This window comes from Thermoanaerobacter ethanolicus JW 200 (assembly GCF_003722315.1).
Taxonomy (GTDB): Bacteria; Bacillota; Thermoanaerobacteria; order Thermoanaerobacterales; family Thermoanaerobacteraceae; genus Thermoanaerobacter; species Thermoanaerobacter ethanolicus.
This window is the reverse complement of record NZ_CP033580.1, coordinates 2815264-2840975: the sequence shown is the minus strand read 5'-3', so window position 1 is coordinate 2840975 and position 25712 is coordinate 2815264. Positions and strand designations below refer to the sequence as shown.

Annotated in this window: 25 protein-coding genes; 20 read left to right on the top strand and 5 right to left on the bottom strand. The window is 34.8% G+C overall.

Annotated elements, in window-relative coordinates; translation table 11 throughout:
- Positions 1–32: 32 nt before the first annotated feature.
- A complete protein-coding gene (locus EB239_RS14195; protein ID WP_003870708.1) occupies positions 33–800 on the top strand; it encodes a type III pantothenate kinase in 768 nt (255 codons plus the stop codon).
- 6 nt (positions 801–806) lie between these two features.
- Here the strand turns inward: EB239_RS14195 and EB239_RS14190 are convergent, their stop codons facing one another.
- The gene (locus tag EB239_RS14190) at positions 807–1916 is read right to left on the bottom strand and encodes a GerAB/ArcD/ProY family transporter (RefSeq protein ID WP_003870707.1); all 1110 of its coding nucleotides are present in this window, start codon (positions 1914–1916) and stop codon (positions 807–809) included.
- A gap of 96 nt (positions 1917–2012) precedes the next feature.
- On the opposite strand from EB239_RS14190, the gene EB239_RS14185 reads away from it, so the two are divergent.
- Complete coding sequence (locus tag EB239_RS14185) at positions 2013–3548, top strand: spore germination protein (RefSeq protein ID WP_003870706.1); 1536 nt, start codon at positions 2013–2015, stop codon at positions 3546–3548.
- An 86-nt stretch (positions 3549–3634) separates the two neighbouring features.
- Here EB239_RS14185 and EB239_RS15415 read toward each other — a convergent pair whose 3' ends face one another.
- Positions 3635–4402: a transposase gene (locus EB239_RS15415; protein WP_208638260.1), complete on the bottom strand. Its 768-nt coding sequence runs from the start codon at positions 4400–4402 to the stop codon at positions 3635–3637.
- Positions 4395–4895, bottom strand: coding sequence for an IS110 family transposase (locus EB239_RS15410; protein WP_208638259.1), 501 nt, complete (start codon positions 4893–4895; stop codon positions 4395–4397). The genes EB239_RS15415 and EB239_RS15410 overlap by 8 nt, the downstream gene beginning before the upstream one ends.
- 314 nt (positions 4896–5209) lie before the next feature.
- Between EB239_RS15410 and EB239_RS14175 the strand changes: the two genes are divergently transcribed.
- The 6 genes from EB239_RS14175 to greA all read left to right on the top strand — a co-directional run bounded on the left by EB239_RS14175 (position 5210) and on the right by greA (position 9914).
- The gene (locus tag EB239_RS14175) at positions 5210–6394 is read left to right on the top strand and encodes a Ger(x)C family spore germination protein (RefSeq protein ID WP_042835670.1); all 1185 of its coding nucleotides are present in this window, start codon (positions 5210–5212) and stop codon (positions 6392–6394) included.
- Positions 6395–6399: 5 nt separating this feature from the next.
- Positions 6400–6627 (top strand): hypothetical protein, encoded by a 228-nt coding sequence (locus EB239_RS14170; RefSeq protein WP_003871473.1) that lies wholly within the window; start codon positions 6400–6402, stop codon positions 6625–6627.
- A 110-nt stretch (positions 6628–6737) separates the two neighbouring features.
- Positions 6738–7262, top strand: coding sequence for a helix-turn-helix domain-containing protein (locus tag EB239_RS14165; RefSeq protein ID WP_003871472.1), 525 nt, complete (start codon positions 6738–6740; stop codon positions 7260–7262).
- Positions 7263–7266: 4 nt separating this feature from the next.
- Positions 7267–8175 (top strand): hypothetical protein, encoded by a 909-nt coding sequence (locus EB239_RS14160; protein WP_003871471.1) that lies wholly within the window; start codon positions 7267–7269, stop codon positions 8173–8175.
- Between the two features lie 13 nt (positions 8176–8188).
- Complete coding sequence (locus EB239_RS14155) at positions 8189–9277, top strand: NAD(P)H-binding protein (protein WP_003871470.1); 1089 nt, start codon at positions 8189–8191, stop codon at positions 9275–9277.
- 163 nt (positions 9278–9440) lie between these two features.
- Positions 9441–9914, top strand: coding sequence for a transcription elongation factor GreA (gene greA, locus EB239_RS14150; RefSeq protein WP_003867815.1), 474 nt, complete (start codon positions 9441–9443; stop codon positions 9912–9914).
- A 104-nt stretch (positions 9915–10018) separates the two neighbouring features.
- Here the strand turns inward: greA and EB239_RS14145 are convergent, their stop codons facing one another.
- Positions 10019–11278 (bottom strand): IS110 family RNA-guided transposase, encoded by a 1260-nt coding sequence (locus EB239_RS14145; RefSeq protein WP_129545135.1) that lies wholly within the window; start codon positions 11276–11278, stop codon positions 10019–10021.
- A gap of 314 nt (positions 11279–11592) precedes the next feature.
- Between EB239_RS14145 and lysS the strand changes: the two genes are divergently transcribed.
- The 7 genes from lysS to EB239_RS14110 all read left to right on the top strand — a co-directional run bounded on the left by lysS (position 11593) and on the right by EB239_RS14110 (position 18264).
- Complete coding sequence (gene lysS / locus EB239_RS14140; RefSeq protein ID WP_042835642.1) at positions 11593–13092, top strand: lysine--tRNA ligase; 1500 nt, start codon at positions 11593–11595, stop codon at positions 13090–13092.
- A 107-nt stretch (positions 13093–13199) separates the two neighbouring features.
- A complete protein-coding gene (gene folE, locus EB239_RS14135; protein ID WP_003871303.1) occupies positions 13200–13766 on the top strand; it encodes a GTP cyclohydrolase I FolE in 567 nt (188 codons plus the stop codon).
- Between the two features lie 12 nt (positions 13767–13778).
- Complete coding sequence (gene folP / locus EB239_RS14130; RefSeq protein ID WP_003871304.1) at positions 13779–14591, top strand: dihydropteroate synthase; 813 nt, start codon at positions 13779–13781, stop codon at positions 14589–14591.
- Positions 14588–15088 (top strand): 2-amino-4-hydroxy-6-hydroxymethyldihydropteridine diphosphokinase, encoded by a 501-nt coding sequence (gene folK, locus EB239_RS14125; RefSeq protein ID WP_003871305.1) that lies wholly within the window; start codon positions 14588–14590, stop codon positions 15086–15088. Before folP ends, folK begins: the two co-directional genes overlap by 4 nt.
- Before the next feature lie 3 nt (positions 15089–15091).
- On the top strand, positions 15092–15460 hold the full coding sequence (queD, locus tag EB239_RS14120) for a 6-carboxytetrahydropterin synthase QueD (RefSeq protein WP_003871306.1): 369 nt from the start codon (positions 15092–15094) through the stop codon (positions 15458–15460).
- Between the two features lie 10 nt (positions 15461–15470).
- Positions 15471–16163, top strand: a complete 693-nt coding sequence (sfsA, locus tag EB239_RS14115; protein WP_003867821.1) for a DNA/RNA nuclease SfsA — start codon at positions 15471–15473, stop codon at positions 16161–16163.
- A 103-nt stretch (positions 16164–16266) separates the two neighbouring features.
- The gene (locus tag EB239_RS14110; protein ID WP_003871307.1) at positions 16267–18264 is read left to right on the top strand and encodes a S9 family peptidase; all 1998 of its coding nucleotides are present in this window, start codon (positions 16267–16269) and stop codon (positions 18262–18264) included.
- A gap of 35 nt (positions 18265–18299) precedes the next feature.
- Here the strand turns inward: EB239_RS14110 and EB239_RS14105 are convergent, their stop codons facing one another.
- Positions 18300–18938 (bottom strand): DUF1614 domain-containing protein, encoded by a 639-nt coding sequence (locus tag EB239_RS14105; protein WP_003871308.1) that lies wholly within the window; start codon positions 18936–18938, stop codon positions 18300–18302.
- A 147-nt stretch (positions 18939–19085) separates the two neighbouring features.
- Between EB239_RS14105 and EB239_RS14100 the strand changes: the two genes are divergently transcribed.
- From EB239_RS14100 to EB239_RS14080, 5 genes are all read left to right on the top strand, one after another.
- On the top strand, positions 19086–19313 hold the full coding sequence (locus EB239_RS14100) for a DUF896 domain-containing protein (protein ID WP_003871309.1): 228 nt from the start codon (positions 19086–19088) through the stop codon (positions 19311–19313).
- 20 nt (positions 19314–19333) lie between these two features.
- Positions 19334–20761, top strand: a complete 1428-nt coding sequence (locus EB239_RS14095; protein ID WP_003871310.1) for an aspartate aminotransferase family protein — start codon at positions 19334–19336, stop codon at positions 20759–20761.
- Between the two features lie 21 nt (positions 20762–20782).
- The gene (locus EB239_RS14090) at positions 20783–21268 is read left to right on the top strand and encodes a thioredoxin family protein (protein ID WP_003871311.1); all 486 of its coding nucleotides are present in this window, start codon (positions 20783–20785) and stop codon (positions 21266–21268) included.
- 178 nt (positions 21269–21446) lie between these two features.
- Complete coding sequence (locus EB239_RS14085; RefSeq protein WP_003871312.1) at positions 21447–23759, top strand: vitamin B12-dependent ribonucleotide reductase; 2313 nt, start codon at positions 21447–21449, stop codon at positions 23757–23759.
- A gap of 214 nt (positions 23760–23973) precedes the next feature.
- Positions 23974–25638 carry a sensor domain-containing diguanylate cyclase gene (locus EB239_RS14080; RefSeq protein ID WP_003870705.1) on the top strand — a complete coding sequence of 555 codons (1665 nt, stop codon included), beginning with the start codon at positions 23974–23976 and terminating at the stop codon, positions 25636–25638.
- Positions 25639–25712 lie beyond the last annotated feature (74 nt).

The window sequence follows — 25712 nt, the reverse complement described above, 5'->3', positions numbered from 1 at the left end:
GCCTGCTTAATTTTAATAAGAAGGTGATGGATTTGCTTTTAGCTTTTGATGTAGGAAATACAAATATTGTAATGGGGATTTTTAAAGGGAAGAAACTCTTGCATTCTTTTAGAATATCTACAGACAAGAATAAAACTTCTGACGAATATGGGATGTTGATAAATCAGCTTTTTGAATACAATGGTTTAAAGCTTAGAGATGTAGATGCAGTTATAATTTCTTCTGTTGTACCTCCTATTATGCACACACTTGAATCAATGACTATAAAATACTGCAATACCAAGCCTTTAATCGTGGGTCCTGGGATAAGGACAGGAATAAACATAAAATATGATAATCCAAAAGAAGTAGGGGCAGATAGGATTGTAAATGCTGTAGCTGCTTATGAAATATATGGAGGCCCTGTGATAGTAATAGATTTTGGTACAGCTACTACTTTTTGTGCAATTTCTAAAAATTGTGAGTATTTAGGTGGAATAATTGCTCCTGGATTGGCAATATCTGCTGATGCACTTTTTCAAAGAACTGCTAAACTTCCTAAAATTGAACTTACAAAACCGCCTACTGTTATTTGCAAAAATACAGTGGCCAGCATGCAATCAGGCATCATATATGGACATGTTGGAATGGTGGATTATATAGTAAGTAGAATGAAAGAAGAATTTGCACCAGATGCATATGTAGTAGCAACAGGCGGTTTTGCAAAAATGATTGCAGAGGAGTCAAAAACTATTAATACAGTAAATGATATGCTGACTTTAGAAGGGTTAAGAATAATATATGAGAGGAATGTAGACTAATTCCTCTCATTTTATTTTTCTAATTTTTGCGATTATATAAAGAAGTATAGGGAAAAACACTTCAAACCAAAAGACCTCAAAGGGAAAACATCTTTGAAAATAAGTGTACAATCCATCTAAACTTTCAGACACATTTTCGGAAAGTGGGATTAACAAAGTAGCAAGTGGCAGCAAAATAAAGCGGTAATCTGGGGATTTTATCGTTTCAGCCAATCCTTTTGCGAAGAGATAAGTAAATATTACAATTTTAAGATAAATTCCCATTAACCACATTGCCATTACCAATGAATCAAATCGCTGTATGTAATCGCTAATTCTTATATTTCTCACCATTTCCAAAGCTGTAAATTGGAAATTCGCTGCAGTTTTTGCTCCAAATATTCCTATTGCTAAAACTCCCAACATCATGCTAAGAGCTAATATTCCAAGGCTTAATATCCCTCCTTTTAAAGCCTTTTCTTTTTCTGAGATATGAGGGAATATAAGAAGTATTATTACCGTTTCAAGCATGAAGGAAGTAATGAGGATTGAACCTATTATTGGCGGTTTTATGCCGTCTTCAAGTATTGGGAGAAAATTTGTCATATCAACTTTTGGAAGGTCCAAAGTGATTACAAATGCCAATAGGAGCATTCCAAAAGGAAATAAAAACTCATTTAGTTTGACAATTGCTAAAAAACCTTTTGAGACGGTGTACATTACTGATATCATCAAGACTACATAGAAAACTATTGGGGGGGTGTGAGGCATAAAAGCATTGACCATGATCTCTATTAATTCTCTCATTACTAAAGAAATACCGTGTAAAATAAACAATAAATAAAGGAAAGCTATTATTTTGCCTATAAATTTTCCAACTATCTTGTCCACATAAGAAAAAAGTATTTCCTCTTTAAAGAGCATTGCTAGTTTATAATAAAAGACAAAGACAATACTGGAGGTTACAAAAGATATTAAGACTGAAATCCAAGAGTCTTGTTTTGCAGCTAATGCCACAAAAGAAGGCAAAAAAACGTCTGCTGTTGAGATCACAGTTGTGACCAATAAAAATATCATTTGTTTTGTAGAAATTTTCTTTTCTGAAGTCTTTTCATATTGTTCCATTCTTTTAAACATAACCGACTCCCAAACCCATTTTTTTTTATTATTTGTCCGACACTAACATAATATTCTAAAAAAAACTTGAAATAATAATATTTGGAGGTGTATAAAATGCCCCATAAATTGCCTGATCCACAGTATGTAAAAGAAAATTATCAATACATGACTCTTAGCAAAGAATTAGAAGAAAATATATATATATTTCAAGTGCTTTTAAAAGGGAATAATGACATGGTTTTTAGGCAAATTAGCATAGGAGATAAAAAAGTTAAAGCTTTTTTAGTATATGTAGATGGAATGGTAGATAAGTTGTTAATTACTCGAAATATTTTAGAGCCAATAATGATAGAGACAAGAAAGTTGAATAAAATCATATACACTAATGACCAACTCTTTAATTATATAAATGAATATTTTATAACAACTTCAGAAGTAAATGTAAAAGATAAAATTGGAGATATAATAGACGACTTACTTTCTGGAGAGACAATACTTTTAATTGATGGAGTGGAAAAAGCATTAATCATTTCTACAAAGGGATGGGAAGGAAGAAATATAGCTGAGTCTACTACAGAATCCTATGTAAGAGGTCCTAAAGAGGCTTTTGTAGAAACTTTAAGAATAAATACTTCTATGCTTAGAAGGAGAATAAAACACCCTGATTTTGTAATTGAAAATATGAAAATAGGTAAATATTCTAAAACTGATGTTTCTATTGCTTATATAAAGAGTATTGCAGAGGATAAAGTAGTTCAAGAAGTGAAAAAAAGATTAAAAAAAGTTCAAATTGATGGAGTAATTGACAGTGGCTATTTAGAAGAATTTATAGAAGATAATCCTTTTTCTCCTTTTCCCCAAATAGCTCATTCTGAAAAGCCGGATAGAGTAAGTGCAGAAATTTTAGAAGGGAAAGTAGCAATATTGGTAGATGGTTCACCTTTTGTGCTTACAGTTCCTGCAATTTTTGTACAATTTTTTCAAGCAGGGGAAGATTATTATGAGAGATATTTTTTATCTTCAGCTCTTAGAGTTTTGAGGATTATAGCTATGCTGACGGCTTTGTTATTTCCTTCAATATACATTGCAGAGACTACTTTTCATCAAGAAATGATACCTACGCAACTGGCTATTTCTGTAGCTGCACAGCGGGAGGGAGTACCTTTTCCTGCTCTTTTAGAGGCTTTATTCATGGAAGTCACTTTTGAAATACTTAGAGAAGCAGGAATTAGGCTTCCTATGCAAGTAGGTCAGGCTGTGAGCATTGTTGGAGGTCTTGTAATAGGACAAGCAGCTGTGCAAGCAGGACTTGTATCGCCTGCAATGGTTATTGTGGTGGCATTGACGGGAATAGCTTCCTTTGCAATTCCGGCTTTTAATATAGCCATAACTTTTAGGCTTTTAAGATTTATCATAATGATTGCGGCTGGGACTTTAGGGTTTTTTGGGATAATAATGGTGGTTATGATGATACTAGCTCATATGGCATCACTAGAATCTTTTGGAGTGCCATATCTTGCACCTATGGCACCAAGTAAGACTCAAGAGTTGTCTGATGTGCTTATAAGGATACCATGGTGGGCAAAGATATTAAGACCTCGAACTATACAGAGAAAAAATATTGTAAGGCAGGAGGATACAAGAGGATAGTGTGAAAGTAAAATAGTTAAATTTGGGCATGACAAAAAGGGCACCAAATAAAGCTGCCCAAAGCCAAATAATGGTAATATATAATGTTAAGTAATTTTTGGAGGGATAATAGTACAACCTTCTTTTTCTAAAAGTTTAATAGCTTTCTTAATATATTGTTGCTTATGCTTTTGATAAAGTTTTTCTGGCATATTAGTATAATCGGCGTCAGAAGGATTAAAAGGTTCCCTTTTCAAAAGCATATGATAGAGACAAGTGAGGATCATACGAGCAATAGCAACAATTGCCCGTTTATGACCGCGGCGCTTTTTAATACGTTCATATTTAAGCCTAAAATAAGGATTCTTTTTATCCCTAATTGCTGCATTGGCACACTGTATTAAGAGAGGTTTTAAATAAACACCTGCTCTTGAGACATGGACAGATTTTTTCTTACCTGCACTTTCGTTGTTTTGAGGAGTAAGACCAGCCCAAGAGCAAAGGTGCTTGTCAGATTTAAAAACTGTCATATCCGTGCCAATTTCAGCGATGATATAAGTTGCCGATTTTTCGGTTATGCCAGGAAGGGTAACAGAGATATCAATCAAGTCTTGATAAGGTTTGGCCAATTGAGAAATGGCTTTATCCAACTCAGAAACACAAAGATTGATAAAGTCATAGTGTTTTCTGCAAACCTTCATCTTGACTGATTGATCAACCCTCAATTCGTATCCAATAATCGACTGAATGACTTCGTCAGCCTTTTTATAAAGACTTTTGTGTAAAAGTGACTTGCAGTATTCAGGGTCAAAAGTATCGCAAGTTAAAATATATTCAATGATAGAAGAAGCAGATTTACCGAAAGAATCACTCACGACGGAGGCTAAAGCGATGTTGGATACGGTGGGGGCATTTTGAAGCCTGTTTTTTTTCACTGGAACGATGTCCAATAAGTTTAGAACGATAGCGAACAAGTTCACGTAACATGCGGATATCCTTAGGAGGGACGAAACTAGAAGGGACGATATCGAATTTAAATAAATCGGCAATCCAGGTAGCATCCTTATCATCGGTTTTTTGTCCTTTAATGGCACGGAGATACTTAGGATTAGCAATAACAACATGACAGGATTTTTCAAGGACATTAAAGATTGGAATCCAATACTTACCAGTGGATTCCATGCAGACTTCGAAACAATTGTAACTAAGAAGCCAATCCCTTAACTTAATAAGGTCAGAGTTAAAGGTAGAAAAGCGTCTTTTAACGTAAGTAGTAACATTATTAGAATCAGTAATAGCAATAGCAGCAACTAGGAATTTTTTGTGGACATCTATGCCGCAGCAGATAGGGTGAACAATTTTTAACATAAACAACCCTCCAAAAGAGATAAAAATTAAAATATATAGACATTGACTGAATATCCAGCACATGAACACTAAGGAATTGCTTATACAATGATTAGTGTACGTGATCAAAGTCACACTTATTTGTGCTTGAGAAGATATTCTACACATGTTAATATGCGGACTTGAGTCCAATGAGTGGTAGAAATAATTCCACTCCCTCCTCCGTGCTTTGTAGTATATCTATATATTTTAAAGAAATTATATCAAAAATATCGCTCAATAACACACTTTCATTACAATTTGTGCTTGAGCAAAGCGAAAGGATGTGGGTTAATATGAAAAGATTTATAATATTAATTTTGACAATTGCCATTTTACTGACGGGTTGCTGGGACAAGAGAGAAATAAATCAATTAGCATTTGTCCAGGGATTAGGTATTGAAAGAGGAAAAGACGACATGATACATCTCATTGTAGAAATTTTAAGACCGGGCCTTCTTACAGCAGGTGGAGGCGGTACCGGTGGGACTGGAGGAGGAAGTGCAGCTGGCAAACCTTATGCTGTCTTCCAAGCCAGTGGTGTAGATTTTGCGAAAGCTTTTGCTAATTTAAATGATGAGTTGCCAAGGAGCCTTTTTATGCAATATAACGAAATAATATTTTTAGATGAAAAATTTGCGCGCTCAGGGATATATCAAACTTTAGACTTTATGACGAGAAATCCTGAGTTTAGGAGGACTGCCTATATATTAGTTGTAACAGGGGGAAGCATACAAGAACTTTTTAATCTTCCCAGCTCTAATGAACTGGAAAGATATCCTTATAAAGAAGTTATGGGGCTTATATCAAATCAGGCAAATACGGCTTCTTCTTATGTTTCTGATTTAAATGAATTTATTGAAACATTGGAAATTCCTAAAAAAGCGCCTATTACAGGAAGACTCGTGATTGTAAAAAAAGATGGAAAAGCCACAGGGATTAGACTGTCTGGCTCTGCAGTGTTTGACAATGACAAATTAATTGGCTTTTTAGAAGAACAAGATACAAAAGCAGTTGCTACACTTATGAATAAATTAAAAAGAAGTACCTTGACTTTAGATAAAGGTCTAAAAGGAGAAAAGGCCCATATCTCTCTTGTAGTTACTAAAGCGCGCACACAAATTTCTCCTAAAATAAAAGATGGTGATATTTCTTTCGACATAAAAGTAAATGTAGAAGCTTATTTAAATGAGCAAGAAACAAAATATGAGTTAACTGAGCCAGAAAACCTGGAGAAATTGCAAACCATGGTAAGCAAAAAAATAAAAACTGCCATAGAACATGCCCTTTTTATACTTCAAAAGAAGTACAATGTTGATGTAGTAGGGTTTGTAGACATTTTGCACAAAAGAAATCCTGCATTATGGAAAGAAGTTGAAAAAGATTGGGATAAAATTTACCCTGATGTGAAATTTAACGTAGCAGTAAAATCAGTTATAAAAAGGTCAGGACTGTCTTCTAAGCCTATACATCCGAGGTGAGATAAATGATTTTTAAAGTGATTATGCTTACTCTTTTATTTGTCCTTTTTTCTTTTATTGAGGTGCCAAGACTTGTAAGAGAAAAAAAGGTCAAGGAGGTTGTTGTGTTTTTTGTCTTTTTAATTGCAGGATATGTATTTAATCTTCTTTACCTTTTAAATGTTCAAATTACTTCCACTAATAGAATAATTAATCATTTATTAAAACCTATTGAGAAGTTTTGGGGTCAATAGTCCAGAAAAGTTTCTGGATTATTTTTCTTTTTAGTATTGAAATTTTTTTAAAAAAGTATTAAAATTGTAATTAATGTGAGCACAAAATGTGCACACTGGAGGTTGTGCAAATGAAATTTATTAAAATTGGTGATAAGACTATAAATTTAGAGAAATTGCACGGCATAATAGATAAAATAATTGAAATGAGACAAAATGGTCTTTCACAGCAAGAGGTTGCCTCTCGCTTTAAAGTTGACAGAAGTTTTGTATCGAGACTAGAAAGTTTAGGTGAGGTTAGAAAAGGAGGAAATATTGCTGTAGTAGGTTTTCCTATAAAAAATAAAGAGGAATTGGAAGAGCTTTTAAGAGAGTGGGGAGTTAATTTTACACTTCTTTTGTCTGAGAAAGAGAGATTGAGCTTGGCTGAAAACATGAGTGGTGTGGAGCTTTTTAACATGGTAATGGACTTGATTGCTAAAATTCAATCTCACGACGTGATAATATTTTTAGGTTCAGACAAAAGGAGCCAATTGGTAGAAGCTATATTTGACAGAGATATCATAACTATAAATATTGGACATTCTCCTTTGACAGAAGATGTATATGTTGACCCTGAAGTAGTAAAAGAGATATTGAATTCATTGAAAGGGTGAAAATATGAAGAGGGTTGTAAGTATAAGCATAGGTTCTTCCACAAGAAATAAAACAGCAGAGGTAGAGATTTTAGGAGAAAAATTTATAATAGAAAGAATAGGAACTGATGGGGACTTGAAAAAAGCCATAGAACTTATTAAAGAGTTGGATGGAAAAGTTGACGCTTTTGGAATGGGAGGAATAGATTTATACCTTTCAGCAGGCAATAAAAGATATATCATAAAAGATGCATTGCCGTTAAAAAATGCAGCAAAGATTACGCCAATTGTGGACGGCTCGGGGCTTAAAAATACACTTGAAAGAAAAGTAATAAAATACATACAGAAAAAAGGAATAGTTGATTTAAAAGGGAAAAAAGTGCTTATGACAAGTGTTATGGACAGGTTTGGCATGGCACAAGCTTTTTATGAAGAGGGTGCACGACTTATTATAGGGGATTTGATGTTTGCTTTGAATATCCCTATACCCTTGCATTCCTTAAAGGTTGTGTATTTTCTTTCTTTTATCATTGTGCCGATTGTGGTACGTCTTCCCTTTGAAATGATTTATCCCACAGGAGACAAGCAATTGAAAATAGATAGTAAAAAATATGAAAGATTTTATAAAGAAGCAGACATAATTGCAGGGGATTTTCTTTTTATCAAAAAATACATGCCTGAAAGGCTTGATGGGAAGATAATTGTGACTAACACAGTTACACAGGAAGATGTGGAAATGATAAAAGAGAGGGGGGTGGAACTATTAATTACTACTACCCCCAACATAAATGGCAGGTCTTTTGGAACAAATGTGATGGAAGGAGTTCTTGTGGCAATAGCAGGTAAAAAACAAGAAGAAATGACGCCACAAGATTACGATGAACTTTTGGATAAAATAGGTTTTGAACCTAGAATAGAATATTTACAAAAATAGGGAGGTAATAAATATGCATAAATTTGGTTTTATAATACATCCTATAGAGTACGAAGATGTAAGCCGCAAGTTTAAAATAATGGAGAAGTTTCCCAAAAGAGTTGTGGAAGGTTTTACAAGACTTCTTCCTCCTATGAAAGTTTCCGAAATAACAGGGGTTAAAAGCGAATATGCTGAGACAGAAGGTTGGTTTGTGGCGGTTCCTTTGACCTCTGAACAAATGTTAAAATTGCCTGAGGACTATGTTTTAAATAAAATAATAAAAGCGGTAAAAATTGCAGAAAATTTAGGTGCAGAAGTTGTCGGCTTGGGGGCTATGACCTCTGTTGTAGGAGATGCAGGGATAACAATTGCTAAAAATTCAAACATCGCTGTAACTACTGGCAACAGTTATACAGTCGCTACAGCAATAGAAGGAGCAGTAAAAGCCGCAGAGATGATGGGTAAAGATGTAAGAGATTCTCATGTCGTTGTGATAGGAGCGACAGGCTCAATCGGCAAAGTCTGTGCAGAAATTTTGTCCCGAGATGCTAAATACATGACACTTGTAGCACGAAATAAAGAAAAATTGCAAAACTTTAGAGACTATCTTTTAACAAAAACGGGTATGTCTGCCCATATCACTTCAGATGTAAAAGAAGCCTTAGAAGACGCGGATATAATAATCACTGTTACAAGTGCAGTAGATACGGTGATAAAACCCGAATATCTAAAACCAGGGGCTGTTGTATGCGATGTAGCAAGACCGAGAGATGTGTCAAAGGAAGTTGCGGATAAAAGAGATGATGTTTTAGTCATAGAAGGTGGAGTAGTAGAGGTGCCTGGCGATGTAGACTTCCACTTTAACTTTGGTTTTCCACCTAAAACAAGTTATGCCTGTATGGCAGAGACAATGATTCTTGCTATGGAAGGACGAATTGAGAATTATTCTTTAGGGCGAGATTTGACTGTAGAACAAGTGGATGAGATATCAAAACTTGCTAAAAAGCATGGGTTTAAATTGGCGGGATTTAGAAGTTTCGAGCGAGAAGTTACAATGGAAAAGATAGAATCTGTGAGAAAAAACGCTAAAAAGAGATTACAAGAGTGGAAATTTGCATAATTTAGACTTGACTTTATTTGTTAACTGATTTATAATAATCCACATGGAAAATTACACAAGCACTGCTGAAGCAGTGCTTGTGTATTAATATTAACATAAATTTCATTATTGCTACATATGAATAAAATACAATTTTCAATTTTTATAAAAAGGAGAATCGTCTATGAGTAAGCCTGTAATTTTAACTTATGAGGGACTTAAAAAATTAGAGGAAGAATTAGAATATTTAAAGACGGTCAAAAGAGCTGAAGTAGCAGAAAAGATAAAACAAGCGAGAGCATTTGGAGATTTAAGTGAAAACTCAGAATACGACGAAGCAAAAAACGAGCAAGCATTTATAGAAGGAAGAATAGCTACCTTAGAAGCCATGCTTAAAAATGCAAAAGTGATTGACGAAGAAGACATAAAACTTGACCAGGTTAGCATTGGCTGTACTGTAAAAGTGTATGACGAATCCTATAATGAAGAAGTAGAGTATACAATTGTAGGTTCAGCAGAAGCTGACCCAATGAATAACAAGATATCTGACGAATCTCCAATAGGGAAAGCGCTTTTAGGGAAAAAAGTAGGAGATGTTGTCTCTGTTGAAGTTCCTGCTGGAATTATAAAGTTAAAAATATTAGAAATACGCAAATAAAGGGTGATGGAGGTATAGTGTGAAAGTAAAATAGTTAAATTTGGGCATGACAAAAAGGGCACCAAATAAAGCTGCCCAAAGCCAAATAATGGTAATATATAATGTTAAGTAATTTTTGGAGGGATAATAGTACAACCTTCTTTTTCTAAAAGTTTAATAGCTTTCTTAATATATTGTTGCTTATGCTTTTGATAAAGTTTTTCTGGCATATTAGTATAATCGGCGTCAGAAGGATTAAAAGGTTCCCTTTTCAAAAGCATATGATAGAGACAAGTGAGGATCATACGAGCAATAGCAACAATTGCCCGTTTATGACCGCGGCGCTTTTTAATACGTTCATATTTAAGCCTAAAATAAGGATTCTTTTTATCCCTAATTGCTGCATTGGCACACTGTATTAAGAGAGGTTTTAAATAAACACCTGCTCTTGAGACATGGACAGATTTTTTCTTACCTGCACTTTCGTTGTTTTGAGGAGTAAGACCAGCCCAAGAGCAAAGGTGCTTGTCAGATTTAAAAACTGTCATATCCGTGCCAATTTCAGCGATGATATAAGTTGCCGATTTTTCGGTTATGCCAGGAAGGGTAACAGAGATATCAATCAAGTCTTGATAAGGTTTGGCCAATTGAGAAATGGCTTTATCCAACTCAGAAACACAAAGATTGATAAAGTCATAGTGTTTTCTGCAAACCTTCATCTTGACTGATTGATCAACCCTCAATTCGTATCCAATAATCGACTGAATGACTTCGTCAGCCTTTTTATAAAGACTTTTGTGTAAAAGTGACTTGCAGTATTCAGGGTCAAAAGTATCGCAAGTTAAAATATATTCAATGATAGAAGAAGCAGATTTACCGAAAGAATCACTCACGACGGAGGCTAAAGCGATGTTGGATACGGTGGGGGCATTTTGAAGCCTGTTTTTTTCACTGGAACGATGTCCAATAAGTTTAGAACGATAGCGAACAAGTTCACGTAACATGCGGATATCCTTAGGAGGGACGAAACTAGAAGGGACGATATCGAATTTAAATAAATCGGCAATCCAGGTAGCATCCTTATCATCGGTTTTTTGTCCTTTAATGGCACGGAGATACTTAGGATTAGCAATAACAACATGACAGGATTTTTCAAGGACATTAAAGATTGGAATCCAATACTTACCAGTGGATTCCATGCAGACTTCGAAACAATTGTAACTAAGAAGCCAATCCCTTAACTTAATAAGGTCAGAGTTAAAGGTAGAAAAGCGTCTTTTAACGTAAGTAGTAACATTATTAGAATCAGTAATAGCAATAGCAGCAACTAGGAATTTTTTGTGGACATCTATGCCGCAGCAGATAGGGTGAACAATTTTTAACATAAACAACCCTCCAAAAGAGATAAAAATTAAAATATATAGACATTGACTGAATATCCAGCACATGAACACTAAGGAATTGCTTATACAATGATTAGTGTACGTGATCAAAGTCACACTTATTTGTGCTTGAGAAGATATTCTACACATGTTAATATGCGGACTTGAGTCCAATGAGTGGTAGAAATAATTCCACTCCCTCCTCCGTGCTTTGTAGTATATCTATATATTTTAAAGAAATTATATCAAAAATATCGCTCAATAACACACTTTCATTACAATTTGTGCTTGAGCAAAGCGAAAGGATGTGGGTTAATATGTCTAATTCAAATGATAACATTTGGAACAACACTGAAGAACTCAATGAACTTTTGCGAATAAGAAGAGAAAAATTAAATATTTTAAGAAGCATGGGAGTAGAACCTTACGGTATTGACAGGTTTGAAAGGACTAATGTATCCTCTGATATTAAAAACGATTACGAGAATTTTGAAGGCAAAGTAGTGACTCTTGCAGGACGAATTATGTCCAAAAGAGCCCATGGCAAAGCTTCTTTTGCAGATATTCAAGATAGGGATGGCAGGATACAGATTTACGTTAAGTATGATACAGTAGGAGAGAAGAATTATGAAATTTTTAAAATCCTCGACATTGGAGATATAATAGGGGTTACAGGCGAGGTATTTAAATCTAAAACTGGTGAAATAACTATTCGCGTAACAGACTTTAAGCTTTTGTCTAAATCTCTTCAAATACTTCCAGAGAAATGGCACGGTTTAAAAGACCCTGATTTGCGTTATAGACAGAGATATACGGATTTAATAATAAATCCCGAAGTAAAAGAGGTATTTTTAAAGAGGACGAAAATAATAAAGGCGATAAGAGAATTTCTTGACAATAGAGGATTTTTAGAAGTGGAGACTCCTATTCTTCATACTATTGCGGGTGGGGCTGCAGCACGACCTTTTATTACTCATCACAATGCTTTAGACATTGATATGTACTTGCGAATTGCTTTAGAGCTTCACTTAAAAAGACTTATTGTCGGTGGCCTGGAAAAAGTATATGAAATGGGCAGAGTTTTTAGAAATGAAGGAATGGATATAAGGCACAATCCGGAATTTACTTTGTTGGAACTTTACGAAGCCTATACGGATTATTACGGTATGATGGAACTTACAGAACAATTATTTGCCTATGTGGCCCAAAAGGTTAACGGTACTACGAAAATAGTTTATCAAGGGACAGAAATAGATTTGACACCTCCTTGGAAGAGAATTACTATGGTGGATGCAATAAAAGAATATGTAGGTGTAGACTTTAATGAAGTTAAGACAGATGCAGAAGCAGTAGAGATAGCGAAGAGATTAAACCTTGAGACAAAAGAAGGAATGCAAAAGGGAGAAGTAATAGCACTTGTTTTTGATGAGCTGGTAGAACAACATTTGATACAGCCAACTTTTGTTATGGATTATCCTGTAGAGATTTCTCCTTTAGCTAAGAGAAAACACGACAATCCAGCATTTACTTCTAGATTTGAAGCCTTTATTTACGGAAGAGAAGTGGCTAATGCCTTTTCAGAATTAAATGACCCTATAGACCAAAAAGAAAGGTTTTTAGAACAATTAAAACAAAGAGAAGCCGGTGACGAAGAAGCCCATATGATGGATGAAGATTTTATAAATGCTCTTGAGGTTGGTATGCCACCGACTGGAGGATTGGGCATAGGGGTAGACAGACTTGTGATGTTTATGACAGATGCTTATTCTATAAGAGATGTGATATTATTCCCGACAATGAAACCTAGAAATGATTAGAAAAGCAGTCGAAAGACTGCTTTTTAACTTTTTTGTAAGGACTGGCTTTTTAGAGATAAAAATAATATAATAAAGTTGTCGACTTTTTAAATAAAGGGGTATCACATATGATAGATAAAGAAAAGATTAAAAAAGCGGTAAGAGACATACTTGAAGCCATAGGTGAAGATCCGGATAGGGAGGGGCTCCTTGAAACTCCTGATAGAGTTGCAAGGATGTATGAAGAGATTTTTGCTGGCCTTCATACGGATGTAAAAGATGTTATAAAGATTTTTCAGGAGGATGAACATCAAGAAATAATACTTGTAAAAGATATTCCGCTTTATTCTATGTGCGAACATCATCTCTTGCCTTTTATAGGAGTTGCCCATGTGGCCTATTTGCCTAGAAAGGGTAAAATTTTAGGCCTTTCAAAATTAGCCCGTATAGTAGACATTTTAGCAAAAAGACCACAGCTTCAAGAGAGGTTGACAAGTGAAATTGCAGATACCATAATGGAAGCAGTGAATCCCTTAGGTGTTGCCGTTGTCATTGAGGCAGAACATTTGTGTATGACAATGAGAGGTATCAAAAAACCGGGGGCTAAGACTGTTACTTCTGCTTTGAGAGGAATATTTAGAACAGATGAAAAATCAAGGGCAGAGGTAATGTCTTTGATAAACTCTAAAAGATAAGGGAGGTAGATTATGCTATTTAGGTGCAGGGATAAAAGCTTGGAGATTGGAAAAAGAACTTACATAATGGGAATTTTAAATATGACTCCTGATTCTTTTTCAGATGGGGGAAAATATAATACTTTAGAAAAAGGCATAGAAAGAGCTCTTCAAATGATAGAAGAAGGAGCTGACATAATAGATGTAGGTGGAGAGTCTACAAGGCCAGGACATACTCCAGTGGATGAAGAAGAAGAAATGAGAAGAGTCATACCTGTCATTGAAAAGCTTTCAAAAATTTCAAATGTCATTATATCTGTGGATACTATGAAATCAAATGTGGCACTTCGAGCTTTAGAAGCAGGTGCTCACATAGTAAATGATGTATGGGGACTTCAAAGGGACCCCAAAATGGCGGAAGTAGTTGCAAAATACAATGCAGGTGTAATAATGATGCATAACAGCAATGTAGCAGAATATGAAGATGTTGTTCAGGATATAATAAAATTTTTACAAAAAAGCATAGAGATAGGAGAAAAAGCAGGAATTGATAAAAGTCAAATGGTAGTAGATCCAGGGATAGGTTTTGGAAAAACTTTAGATCATAATCTTGAGGTCATGAATCGATTAGAAGAATTAAAAGTTTTAGGACTTCCTGTGCTTTTAGGTACTTCTAGGAAATCCATGATTGGAAAAGTTTTAAACCTTGAAGTAGAGGATAGATTGGAAGGGACTGCTGCAACAGTTGCTGTTGGGATTGTAAAAGGGGTTGATATTGTACGCGTTCACGATGTAAAGCAGATGTTAAGAGTTGCTAAGATGACTGATGCGATGGTGAGAAGATGAGTGAAGTGTATTTATCTTTAGGTTCTAATTTAGGAGATAGGGAAGAAAATTTAAAAAGAGCCGTTTTTGAGTTAGAACACTGGGAAGGCATAATTTTAAAGAAGCTTTCTCCTATTTATGAAACAAAACCTGTAGGATATTTAAACCAGGATATGTTTTTAAATATTGCAGTTGAAGTGGAGACAAACATTGGGCCTTATGACTTATTAAAAGTTGTAAATGAAATTGAAAAAAAATTAAAAAGACAAAGACTCATAAGATGGGGTCCAAGGACTATTGATATTGACATACTGTTGTACGATGATATTGAATTAAACGATGAAGTGTTGACTATTCCTCATCCGAGAATGTGGGAGAGAGCTTTTGTGTTGATTCCTCTTTCGGATATAAACCCTTTTATAAAAAAAGGAGATGTGTATATTAAAGATTTAATAGCGGAGTTGCCTGATAAAGAAGGAGTTAAGCTGTATAAAGAGAATTGGTACAATGGGGTGTAAAAAATGAAAGTGACAAAAATATTTACTTTTGACAGTGCCCACAATCTTATAAATTACAATGGGAAGTGTGAAGAGCTTCATGGTCATACATATAAGCTGGAAGTCACAGTTGAGGGGAAGCCTGACGGAGAAGGAATGGTAATAGATTTTGTGAAGCTTAAAGAAATAGTAAATGAGAAAGTTGTAAAAAAGCTTGACCATAAGTATTTAAATGAAGTTTTAGGATTTAACACTACTTGCGAAAATATTCTTTTGTGGATATGGAAAGAATTAGAGCCCGTGCTAAAAGGAGATAACTATCATCTTTATAAATTGAGATTGTGGGAAACCCCCACAAGTTTTGCAGAAATTACTGAAAAAGATTTTGTATGAGGTTTTTAAAATGGTGATTACAAATCCAATTGTTTACGGGAAATTCATAAAGAGAATCAATAGATTTGAAGCTTATGTAGAGTTAAATAGCGGAGAAAAGACTTTAGTACATGTGCCTAATACGGGAAGGTGTAAAGAGATATTTGTCCCGGGAGCAGAGGTTATCCTTGAAGTAAGAGATAGGCAAGGCAGAAAAACACCCTTCGAGTTGGCTTTTGCTTATAAGGGGAAAAGACTTATATCTATCGATTCACAAGTGCCTAATAAAGTAGTTTTAGAGAGCATAAAGATGGGGCTTATTGAGGAATTTAAAGGCTATGACATTGTAGAAAAAGAAAAAACTTTTGGGAACAGTAAATTTGATATAAAGCTTACAAAAGGAAAAGAGATATGCTATGTAGAAGTCAAAGGAGTAACTCTGGAAGTAGAAGGTGTTGCAAAATTTCCTGATGCTCCCACAGAAAGAGGAAGGAAACATTTAAAAGAGCTTATAAAAGTAAAAAAAGAAGGTATGAGGGCAGCAGTAATTTTTTTAATTCAAATGGATGATATAAAATATTTTACCCCTAATGACGAGCAAGACCCGGAGTTTGGGAAGTTTCTAAGAGAGGCTGTAGGTAAAGGAGTAGAAGCCTATGCCTATACCTGTGATGTTGGAGAAAACTACGTGTTTTTAAAAGACAGGGTGGAAGTTGTGTTATGACCCTGCCTTTTTTAGCGTCTCTTGATGTAATTTTTTATTTTTAGATTTTTAGCAAATATATGTTATAATGAAGTTGTAAACATTTTTAATGGGGGCGATTTTAATGGAAAAATTACAGCTTGAGGACTTTACAAAGTTTAAATTTTTGTCTGGTTTGAAATACTCTCCAAATGGCGATTATGCAGCTTTTGTAGTACATAGAATGGATGTAGAAGAAAACAAATATCTTTCTAACATATGGCTCTTAGATATAAAAAGTAGGAAATACTTTCAATTAACTTCTTTTAATGAGGAAAGGGGTTTTGTGTGGCTAGATAATGAGAACATACTTTTTTCAGGTAGCAGGAATCCTAAAGATAAAGAAAAGGCAGAGAGTGGAGAGGAATTTACTAGGTATTATAAAATAAACATCCATGGAGGAGAGGCATTAGAGGCTTTTGTAATTCCTAAGGAGGTTATGAATATTGAACCAATTGATGAAAACACTTTTTTACTGACAGCAAGATATAACGTAAATGAAAAAGAGTTGGAAGGGTTAAGTGAGGAAGAAAAACAAAAAGAGCTAAAGAAAAGGAAAGAAGAAAAAGATTACAAAGTTTTAGATGAAATTCCCTATTGGGTAAATGGAGCAGGTTTTATAAATAAGGATAGAGAGAGGTTGTATTTATATCGTGCTAATGAAAATAAGTTACAACCTATTACTGACGAATACACAGATGTATCTTTGTTTAAGTTAAACAGAGATAAAAGTAAAGCAGTATTCATAGGGCGGACTTATAAAGATAAAATGGACCTTGTAAGCGATGTGTATATTTATGATGTTGCATCTAATGAAGTAAAGAAAATTAATAGAGACGAAGATTTTTCCTATAGATATGCTGACTTTTTAGGATACAAAATAATTTGCACAGGTACTGACATGAAGAAATATGGAATCAATGAAAATAGCAAGTTTTACCTTTTAGATGTTGATTCAGGTGAGAAAAAGTGCATAACTCCTGATTTGGATATGAGTTTAGGCAATTCTGTTGGATCTGATTCTAGATATGGTTCTGGCTATAGTTTTAAAGTAGAAGGAGATTATCTGTACTTTATATCTACAGAAAGGTATAATGCATACCTTAACAGGATAGATGTAAATGGGAAAATAGAAAAAGTGATAGCATCAGATGGGTCTGTTGACATGTTTGATGTAAAAGGGGAAAATATTCTCTTTATCGGTTTTAGGGGTTTAAAGCTTTTAGAGCTTTATGAGTATAAAAATGGAGAGGAAAAGCAATTAACAGATTTTAATGAATGGGTTCAAAAAGAGAGGAAGCTTTCCAAACCTGAGAGAGTGGAAGTAGAGACAAGAGCTGGTCATGTTATAGATGGATGGATTATGAGACCTATAGACTATGAAGAAGGCAAAAAATATCCTGCTATATTGGATATTCATGGAGGACCAAAAACTGTATATGGCGAAATTTATTTTCACGAAATGCAGTACTGGGCGACAGAAGGATACTTTGTATTTTTCTGCAATCCAAAAGGAAGCGATGGAAGGGGCAATGAGTTTGCTGATATAAGAGGTAAATACGGTACAGTAGATTATGAGGATATAATGAAATTCACAGATTATGTATTGGAAAATTACAAAGACATTGACCCTTCAAGAGTAGGAGTGACAGGTGGTTCTTATGGAGGATTTATGACAAATTGGATTATAGGTCATACAGATAGATTCAAAGCAGCCGTTTCTCAAAGAAGTATATCTAATTGGACAACAGAATTTGGGACTACAGATATAGGTTATTATTTTGTCCCTGACCAAATAGGAGGAACACCTTGGGATAATTTTGAAAAGTATTGGGAACATTCGCCTTTAAAATACGCTGATAGAGTAAAAACTCCTACTTTGTTTTTGCATTCAGATGAAGACTATAGATGTTGGATGGCAGAAGCCCTGCAAATGTTTAGCGCTCTTAAATATTTTGGCGTGGAATCAAGACTGGTACTTTTCCACGGTGAAAATCATGAGCTTTCAAGAAGTGGCAAGCCTAAACACAGAATAAGAAGGCTTAAAGAGATAACAGAGTGGTTTAATAAGTATTTAAAGTAAAATAAAAACACCCTACTTTCACAGTAGGGTGTTTTTTAAGCTAATAAAGCGGCTACTACACCTACTAAAAAGATTCCATCAAATATACCTGCGCCTCCTATACTTATGGCATGAGAGGTTAAATCTTTAAAGTGAGGCAAATTTAAAAGGTCTGCTCCAATTAATGTGCCTAAAACTCCCGAGATATATGCAACAGGTGCTGCATTGTGGGGAGATAATAAAATTGCAGAGGCAGCTGCCACAAGAGGCGGTATAAAGGCAGGGAGGGTAATGCCTACTCCTTGTACAGGTTTAGCTAGTGCTTTTGCTACAATTGTAACTATTATAGTAGCTATTATAGTTGGGAGTAGTGGTGCCCTCGGCAAAAGGTACAAACTGAGAATGACGGGAACTACAGCTCCCCCTACGTTTACTGCAATTACTTGCTCTTGCACTCGTGGGGGATAGTAAAAAAGGAATGGGGAAAAATACCGCTCTTCTTCATGGACAATAATTTTTTTTCGAGATATAGGAATGTTGATCACACTTCCTATTAAAGATAAACTAAAAACAAAAACTGCCATTTGGGGAGATAATCCCAATTTTGCAAAAGAAAAAGTTGTTGCCTGCACAAAAAATGTAAATATCAAAAAAGGAAACAACAATATTAGGGAAAGTATCCAAATTAAAGGCATTACAAAAACCTCCTTAAATATTTGCTACTATATTGTTATAATATCATAAAAGTGATGGTCATATCCATTACTTTATAAAAATTCTTTTGTTTTTTGGGAAAAAGGAATATAATATATTTGTCAAAATTTATTCGACGAGGTGAAGCAATGATAACAAAAGAGATGATAGATAGAATAAATTTCCTTTATCACAAATCACAAACAGAAGGACTGACTGAAGAAGAGAAGGAAGAGCAGAAGAGGTTAAGGCAAGAATATGTTAAGGAAATACGGGAAAGGGTTAAAAGAGAGTTGGATAGTATTAAATATGCTGAAAATAGTTGCAACCATTGTGGACATGACCATAATCACCATCATCACCACCACAGACATTAAAGATAAAGGAGAGATGAGAAATGTATGAAGTAACAAAGGGGAAAGTGAAAGACGACATTCCAGAATATATCACTTTAGAAGAGGCACTTACTTTGAACAAAAATCAAGTCAGAGAAAATTACAAAGAATACATAAATTCAGTGTTTGTCTCTATGCTTTCAATGCTTCAGTTTGATAAACTTTTTGTAAGAGCTAAGGGAGTTTCAGTATGGGACAATGAAGGAAATGAGTATTATGATTTTTTAGGAGGATATGGTGCTTTAAATTTGGGGCATAACCCTGATGAAGTCATTGAAGCTGTAGAAAAAGTAAAATATATGCCTAATATATTGCAAGCGGCTATTGGAAATTTGCCAGGAGTTCTTGCTCATAATCTTGCAAAAGTGACACCAGGGAATCTTAAAAGGAGCTTTTTCTGTAACAGCGGAGCTGAAGCAGTAGAAGGAGCTTTAAAACTTGCTAAAATTGCTTCAGGGAAACAAAAAATAGTTTACTGCCAAAACTCTTTTCACGGCAAATCCATGGGTGCCCTTTCAGTGACGGGACGAGAAAAATATCAAAAGTATTTTAAACCACTTGTGCCGGAGACAGTTCCTATTCCATTTGGAGATGAAAAAGCTTTGGAGGAAGCTTTGAAAGGTAGAGATGTTGCTGCTTTTATAGTAGAGCCTATCCAAGGGGAAGGCGGAGTTATCGTTCCTCCTGAGGGATATTTGAAAAAGGTAAGAGAGCTCTGTACTAAGTATGATGCTTATTTGATTTTAGATGAGGTGCAAACTGGGTTTGGAAGAACAGGAAAAATGTTTGCATGTGAGCACGAAGGAGTAGTTCCAGACATAATGTGCCTTGCGAAGTCTTTAGGTGGAGGAGTTATGCCTATCGGTGCCTATATAACCACAGAGGAAATATGGCAAAAAGCTTATGGGACTATGGAAAAAGCTCTTTTACATACTTCTACTTTTGGCGGTAATACCTATGCTTGTGCAGCTGCGATTGCTTCAATACAAGCTATTATAGAGAAAAAGCTTCCTGATGCTGCAAAAGAAAAAGGTGAATACTTTTTAGGTCGACTGAAAGAATTAAAAGAAAAACATCCAAAACTTATAAAAGATGTTAGAGGAAAGGGGCTTTTAATAGGAATAGAGTTTAATCAACCAGAAGGTGGACTTCTTGACAAGATTTCTGGAGGAGCTATTTCAAAGCTTTCAAGTGAATACCTCGGCTCTTTAATTGCTGGAGAGCTTCAAAATAAACACAGAATTATAACGGCTTACACTTTGAATAACCCAAATGTAATAAGATTAGAGCCACCTTTAATTGTGACAAAAGAACAAATTGACAAAGTTGTAGATGCTTTAGATGAAATTCTCACAAGAAATAGTAGCTTCTTAGGGATTACTGTCTCGGGAGCAAAAACTGTTTTAGGATCGTTATTTAAAAGGCAGTAAATTGAAAGAGGTGAATTAACTTTGAGAGAATTGTTTGAAAAAGGAATAACTTTTGAGGAATTTGTAAGAGAATCGGAGGAGAACATTGCTAAAAGAATAAAAGAGAGATATGAAAAGACAGTCTTAGATGAAGACTTGATAGTGAAAATAAAATTTAAAGATGAGATAAATATTTTGGCATTTGCTGAGAGTTGGTGTCCTGATTCTCAAGTTAATGTGCCTATAGTTGCAAAAATCGCAAGTTATAATAAAAATTTTAAACTGAGAATTTTAAAAAGAGAAGGTAACGAAGAGCACATGAAACCTTATTATATAGATGGTAAAGCTAAAATACCCACTTTTGTATTTATGAATAAAGATTTTAAAGAAATTGGTCATTGGATTGAAAGACCTGAAATAGTAAAAGAACTTGCAAAAAGTGGAGAAGGAGAGTGGAAAAGAGATTATCTTAAAGGGAAATATGATAAAAACATAATTGAGGAAATTGTTAATATTTTGTCCCGGTAATTGTGCCGGGTTTTTTAAATTCGTTTAATTTATTAAGCTTTTAAACGAAAATTAATAGTAAAGGGAGATAATAAAGTTAATCGGATAGTTTTGGAGGTTGCAGAATCCACAATAAAATGTATAATTTAATAAGTAACATACAAAATATTGTGGTTTTACATAAGAGGAGGAATTTCCTGTGAAAATTACTGAGAATGCGAGGAAGGTTCTGGAGAGAAGGTATTTAGCTAAAGATGAAAATGGCAAGCCTATTGAGACGGTTGAGGAAATGTTTGAAAGGGTTGCAAAGACTATCGCTGAAGTGGATTTAATCTATGACAAAAATGCTGATGTAGAAGCAGTAAAGAAGAGATTTTATGATATGATGGTAGCTCTGGACTTTTTACCTAATTCTCCTACGTTAATGAATGCCGGTAGGCCATTAGGTCAGCTTTCTGCCTGTTTTGTTCTTCCTGTGGGAGATTCTATGGAAGAGATTTTCGACGCGGTAAAGTACGCGGCAATTATTCACAAAAGTGGTGGGGGTACGGGATTTAGCTTTTCTCGCTTACGACCCAAGGGAGCTACAGTCAGATCCACTGGAGGCGTTGCATCAGGACCTGTTAGTTTTATGAAAGTTTTTAATGCAGCGACAGAAGCGGTGAAACAAGGTGGTACTCGTAGAGGAGCAAATATGGGCATTCTGCGTGTTGACCACCCTGATATATTGGAGTTTATACAGTGTAAAAAAGATAACAATGAAATAACAAATTTTAATATAAGCGTGGCTATTACAGAAGAATTTATGAAGGCTGTTGAGGAAGATAGGGAATACGATCTAATAGATCCTCATACGGGTAAGGTTGTAAATAGATTAAGAGCAAGAGAAGTCTTTGACCTGATTGTAGAAATGGCTTGGAGAAATGGGGAACCGGGTATTGTATTTTTAGACAGAATAAATGAGAAAAATCCTACCCCTGAAGTTGGAGAGATTGAGTCTACCAATCCCTGTGGTGAACAGCCACTTTTACCATATGAATCTTGTAACTTAGGTTCAATTAATCTTGAAAATATGTTAAAAAAGGTAGAAGGTAGATACGCAATAGATTATGACAAACTTAGAGAAACGGTCTATGATGCAGTACATTTTTTGGATAATGTAATAGATGCCAATAAATATCCTCTTCCACAAATTGAGGAGATGACAAAAGGGACAAGAAAAATAGGTCTTGGCGTAATGGGATTTGCTAACATGCTTTTGAGATTAGGCATTCCCTATGATTCTGAAGAGGCTGTAGAGTTAGGCGAAGAATTGATGGGGTTTATTGATGAAACTTCCAAAGAAGCATCGATTAAATTAGCAGAACAAAGAGGTACCTTTGGTTTCTATGATAAGAGTATTTACAAAAAAATGGGTATAAAAATTCGAAACGCTACAACTACTACTATTGCCCCGACTGGCACCATATCTATCATTGCAGGTACTTCTAGTGGCATAGAACCGGTGTTTGCAATAGCTATGACGCGAAATGTTATGGATAATACAGAACTGGTGGAAGTAAACCCTGTATTTAAAGAGGTTGCCATTGAAAGAGGATTTTATTCAGAAGAACTGATGCGAGAAATTGCTCGAAGGGGAAGTCTAAAAGACATAAAGGGTATACCAGAAGATGTTAAAAGAGTCTTTGTGATAGCTCATGATATTGACCCTGAGTGGCATGTTAAAATGCAAGCAGCTTTTCAAAAACATGTTGACAATGCAGTTTCTAAAACGGTGAACTTTAGAAATGAAGCTACAGTAGAGGATGTTAGAAGAACTTATCTTCTTGCCTATGAACTTGGTTGCAAAGGGGTTACTATATACAGAGATGGAAGTCGTGAATCGCAAGTATTGAATTTGGGCATAAAAGAGAAAAAAGAAGAAACAAAACCTAAAGAAGAGCAAACTAAAAATGAACCTTTAAGACCAAGGCCAAGACCTCCTGTGACAAGAGGAATAACTGAAAAAGTGAGAATAGGTTGTGGAAATCTTTATATAACAGTTAATTATGATGACCAAGGCATATGTGAGGTATTTACAAATCTTGGAAGAGCAGGTGGATGCCCTTCACAGTCAGAAGCTACAAGTAGGCTTATATCTATAGCATTGCGCTCAGGCATTGATGCGAAGACAATTGTAGAGCAATTAAAAGGTATAAGATGTCATTCTACTTTAAGGCAAATGGCTACAAACAAAGAAATAAAAGTGTTATCTTGCCCTGATGCTATTGGCAAGGTTATTGAGAAAGTGATGAAAATCCGGGTGGAAGAGGAGCAGCAATTTGCACCTATCGATGTACCTATATATGAAAATAATCATAATGGCGATGAAGATGATCCTAAAGAAGAAGTTGCATTGAGTGAAGCTGACTTATTAGACGAAGAAAAGTTTTGCCCTGAGTGTGGCAGCCCAATAGAGCATGAAGGCGGATGTGTGGTGTGTAAAAACTGTGGCTATTCTAAATGCGGTTGATATTTATAAAAAACCTTCTGTAGCAATTGCTACAGAAGGTTTTTTATAAATATTTAAAGGGAAGTACAAGATTCGACATATTATGATGGGGATTTGTGGTACAATTGGCTCTGATAAATAAATGTGATCAATTTTATAAACCTTATCAGCCCAAGAAGGATTTTTGAAATAAATGTAGAATACTAATATGATTCGGAAAAACGAGGGGATTAGTATGGGGAAGTACAGGGAACTGGTTTTTAATATAACCTTAATTACAATAGGAAGTATATTATTTGTGTGGGCACTTTACCGCTGTGGTATTGGAATTGATTGGAGAGTCTTTTTGATTTTATTAGCTTTCGCAATAATTTTGGATAATCTTGGCATAATGTATACAGATATAAAATTATCTTTAAGCCCTACAATAGGAATAACTACTTTTTTGATTTTTGGCACGGTTGGAGCGGCTACTCTCATGGTATCCTCTGTTATGTTTGATACTATTGTAGTAAGAAAAAAGATAAAAAATGGGCTTTTAAATGGAGGAATGTTTTCTATTGCATATTTAGTGGCAGGATGGTTTTATGAATTCATAGGTGGAAAAATTGGCATAGTTTCTTTTTCGCAAGTTAAATATATTTTAAGTTACGTCATAATAAGTTTCCTTTTGAATAATTTTATACTGTACTATGCTTTAAAAGTACAGGGGAAGATTTTGTTTAAAGAGTATTGGAATGAGAGTGTATTATTAGAGTTGGGTACTTATATAGTTATGATTCCTGTTTCATTACTTCTTGCATATATTTATTTTAAACATAGCCTTCTGTTTTTTGTGTTATCTTTAACTCCACTTATATTCATAGCATATGCTTTTAGGATGATTAGAGATTTGATTAAGGCAAATAAAAGGCTTAACGCCATATATGAGATGGTTAAAATGATAAATTCGAAGTTAGAGTTGGAGCAAATATTAGATACTATTATAGAAGTTATTTCTCAAGTTGTTTCAGTATCTGCAGCAGCAATATATTTGACAGATTCTAATGGGGTAGCTGCTTTAGTAAAATCGATAGGTAATAGAGAGGGAGAGGAAGGCTTTAAAGAAAATTACTTCAAAGATGAGGGAATAATAGGAAAGTGCATATCTTCTAACAAAACAATAGCAATTAAGGATTTAAAGCAGGATAAAAGATTTTTAAAAGAACAATTTTTAAATAACTATGGCAGTGTAGTAGTAGCTCCTTTAAGGTTTTCGGGATCTGTCGTTGGATGTCTTATGGTGTTGCATGTAGAGACAAATGTGTTTGATGAGGATTCTGTTAAAATCATAGAGATAATCGTAGATCAAGCTTCTGTTGCGATAACCAATGCTAAACGATATTATGAAGTCACCAAAAAATCTATTACTGATCCTTTAACAAAGACTTATAATAGAAGATATTTTAATGATGCATTAATGGAAAATATTATGAGGGCAGATGAGACTAGTGAGCCTGTGAGCCTTATAATGTTTGATTTGGATAATTTTAAACTGATAAATGATACTTATGGCCATTTAGTTGGAGATGAAGTACTTAAGGAAGTGGCAAAACGGATAAAAAACAATGTGAGAAGTGATGATATTGTAGCGCGATTTGGTGGAGAAGAATTTGCAGTGATTTTGCCGAAACTTACTGCAGAACAAGCCTATATGATTGCAGAGAGGATAAGAAATGAAGTATCATCAAGGCCAATTAGGACAGATAAAGGAGATATATATGTAACCATAACGGGTGGAGTAGCAGATTATCCGGAAAAGGCTGATTCTGCAGAAAAACTTATAAGCCATGCAGATAGAGCTTTATATGCAGGTGGCAAAAGTAAAGGAAGAAACAAAATTGCCATATATGAAGTGTGAAAAAGGCTTAAAGAAAAGACTGGGAGAATATTTTCCTGGTCTTTTTTTTGTTTTATCTCTTGATTTGAATAATT

What these genes read in the sequence shown, in the direction of transcription:
- EB239_RS14105 (WP_003871308.1), bottom strand. Translation starts at nt 18,938, where the DNA reads ATGCCTTTAATTTGGATACTTTCCCTAATATTGTTGTTTCCTTTTTTG.
- EB239_RS14175 (WP_042835670.1), top strand. Translation starts at nt 5,210, where the DNA reads ATGAAAAGATTTATAATATTAATTTTGACAATTGCCATTTTACTGACG.
- folP (WP_003871304.1), top strand. Translation starts at nt 13,779, where the DNA reads ATGCTATTTAGGTGCAGGGATAAAAGCTTGGAGATTGGAAAAAGAACT.
- folK (WP_003871305.1), top strand. Translation starts at nt 14,588, where the DNA reads ATGAGTGAAGTGTATTTATCTTTAGGTTCTAATTTAGGAGATAGGGAA.
- folE (WP_003871303.1), top strand. Translation starts at nt 13,200, where the DNA reads ATGATAGATAAAGAAAAGATTAAAAAAGCGGTAAGAGACATACTTGAA.
- queD (WP_003871306.1), top strand. Translation starts at nt 15,092, where the DNA reads ATGAAAGTGACAAAAATATTTACTTTTGACAGTGCCCACAATCTTATA.
- EB239_RS14095 (WP_003871310.1), top strand. Translation starts at nt 19,334, where the DNA reads ATGTATGAAGTAACAAAGGGGAAAGTGAAAGACGACATTCCAGAATAT.
- EB239_RS14170 (WP_003871473.1), top strand. Translation starts at nt 6,400, where the DNA reads ATGATTTTTAAAGTGATTATGCTTACTCTTTTATTTGTCCTTTTTTCT.
- greA (WP_003867815.1), top strand. Translation starts at nt 9,441, where the DNA reads ATGAGTAAGCCTGTAATTTTAACTTATGAGGGACTTAAAAAATTAGAG.
- lysS (WP_042835642.1), top strand. Translation starts at nt 11,593, where the DNA reads ATGTCTAATTCAAATGATAACATTTGGAACAACACTGAAGAACTCAAT.
- EB239_RS14185 (WP_003870706.1), top strand. Translation starts at nt 2,013, where the DNA reads ATGCCCCATAAATTGCCTGATCCACAGTATGTAAAAGAAAATTATCAA.
- EB239_RS14165 (WP_003871472.1), top strand. Translation starts at nt 6,738, where the DNA reads ATGAAATTTATTAAAATTGGTGATAAGACTATAAATTTAGAGAAATTG.
- EB239_RS14190 (WP_003870707.1), bottom strand. Translation starts at nt 1,916, where the DNA reads ATGTTTAAAAGAATGGAACAATATGAAAAGACTTCAGAAAAGAAAATT.
- EB239_RS14160 (WP_003871471.1), top strand. Translation starts at nt 7,267, where the DNA reads ATGAAGAGGGTTGTAAGTATAAGCATAGGTTCTTCCACAAGAAATAAA.
- EB239_RS14145 (WP_129545135.1), bottom strand. Translation starts at nt 11,278, where the DNA reads ATGTTAAAAATTGTTCACCCTATCTGCTGCGGCATAGATGTCCACAAA.
- EB239_RS14080 (WP_003870705.1), top strand. Translation starts at nt 23,974, where the DNA reads ATGGGGAAGTACAGGGAACTGGTTTTTAATATAACCTTAATTACAATA.
- EB239_RS14110 (WP_003871307.1), top strand. Translation starts at nt 16,267, where the DNA reads ATGGAAAAATTACAGCTTGAGGACTTTACAAAGTTTAAATTTTTGTCT.
- sfsA (WP_003867821.1), top strand. Translation starts at nt 15,471, where the DNA reads ATGGTGATTACAAATCCAATTGTTTACGGGAAATTCATAAAGAGAATC.
- EB239_RS15410 (WP_208638259.1), bottom strand. Translation starts at nt 4,895, where the DNA reads ATGTTAAAAATTGTTCACCCTATCTGCTGCGGCATAGATGTCCACAAA.
- EB239_RS14100 (WP_003871309.1), top strand. Translation starts at nt 19,086, where the DNA reads ATGATAACAAAAGAGATGATAGATAGAATAAATTTCCTTTATCACAAA.
- EB239_RS14155 (WP_003871470.1), top strand. Translation starts at nt 8,189, where the DNA reads ATGCATAAATTTGGTTTTATAATACATCCTATAGAGTACGAAGATGTA.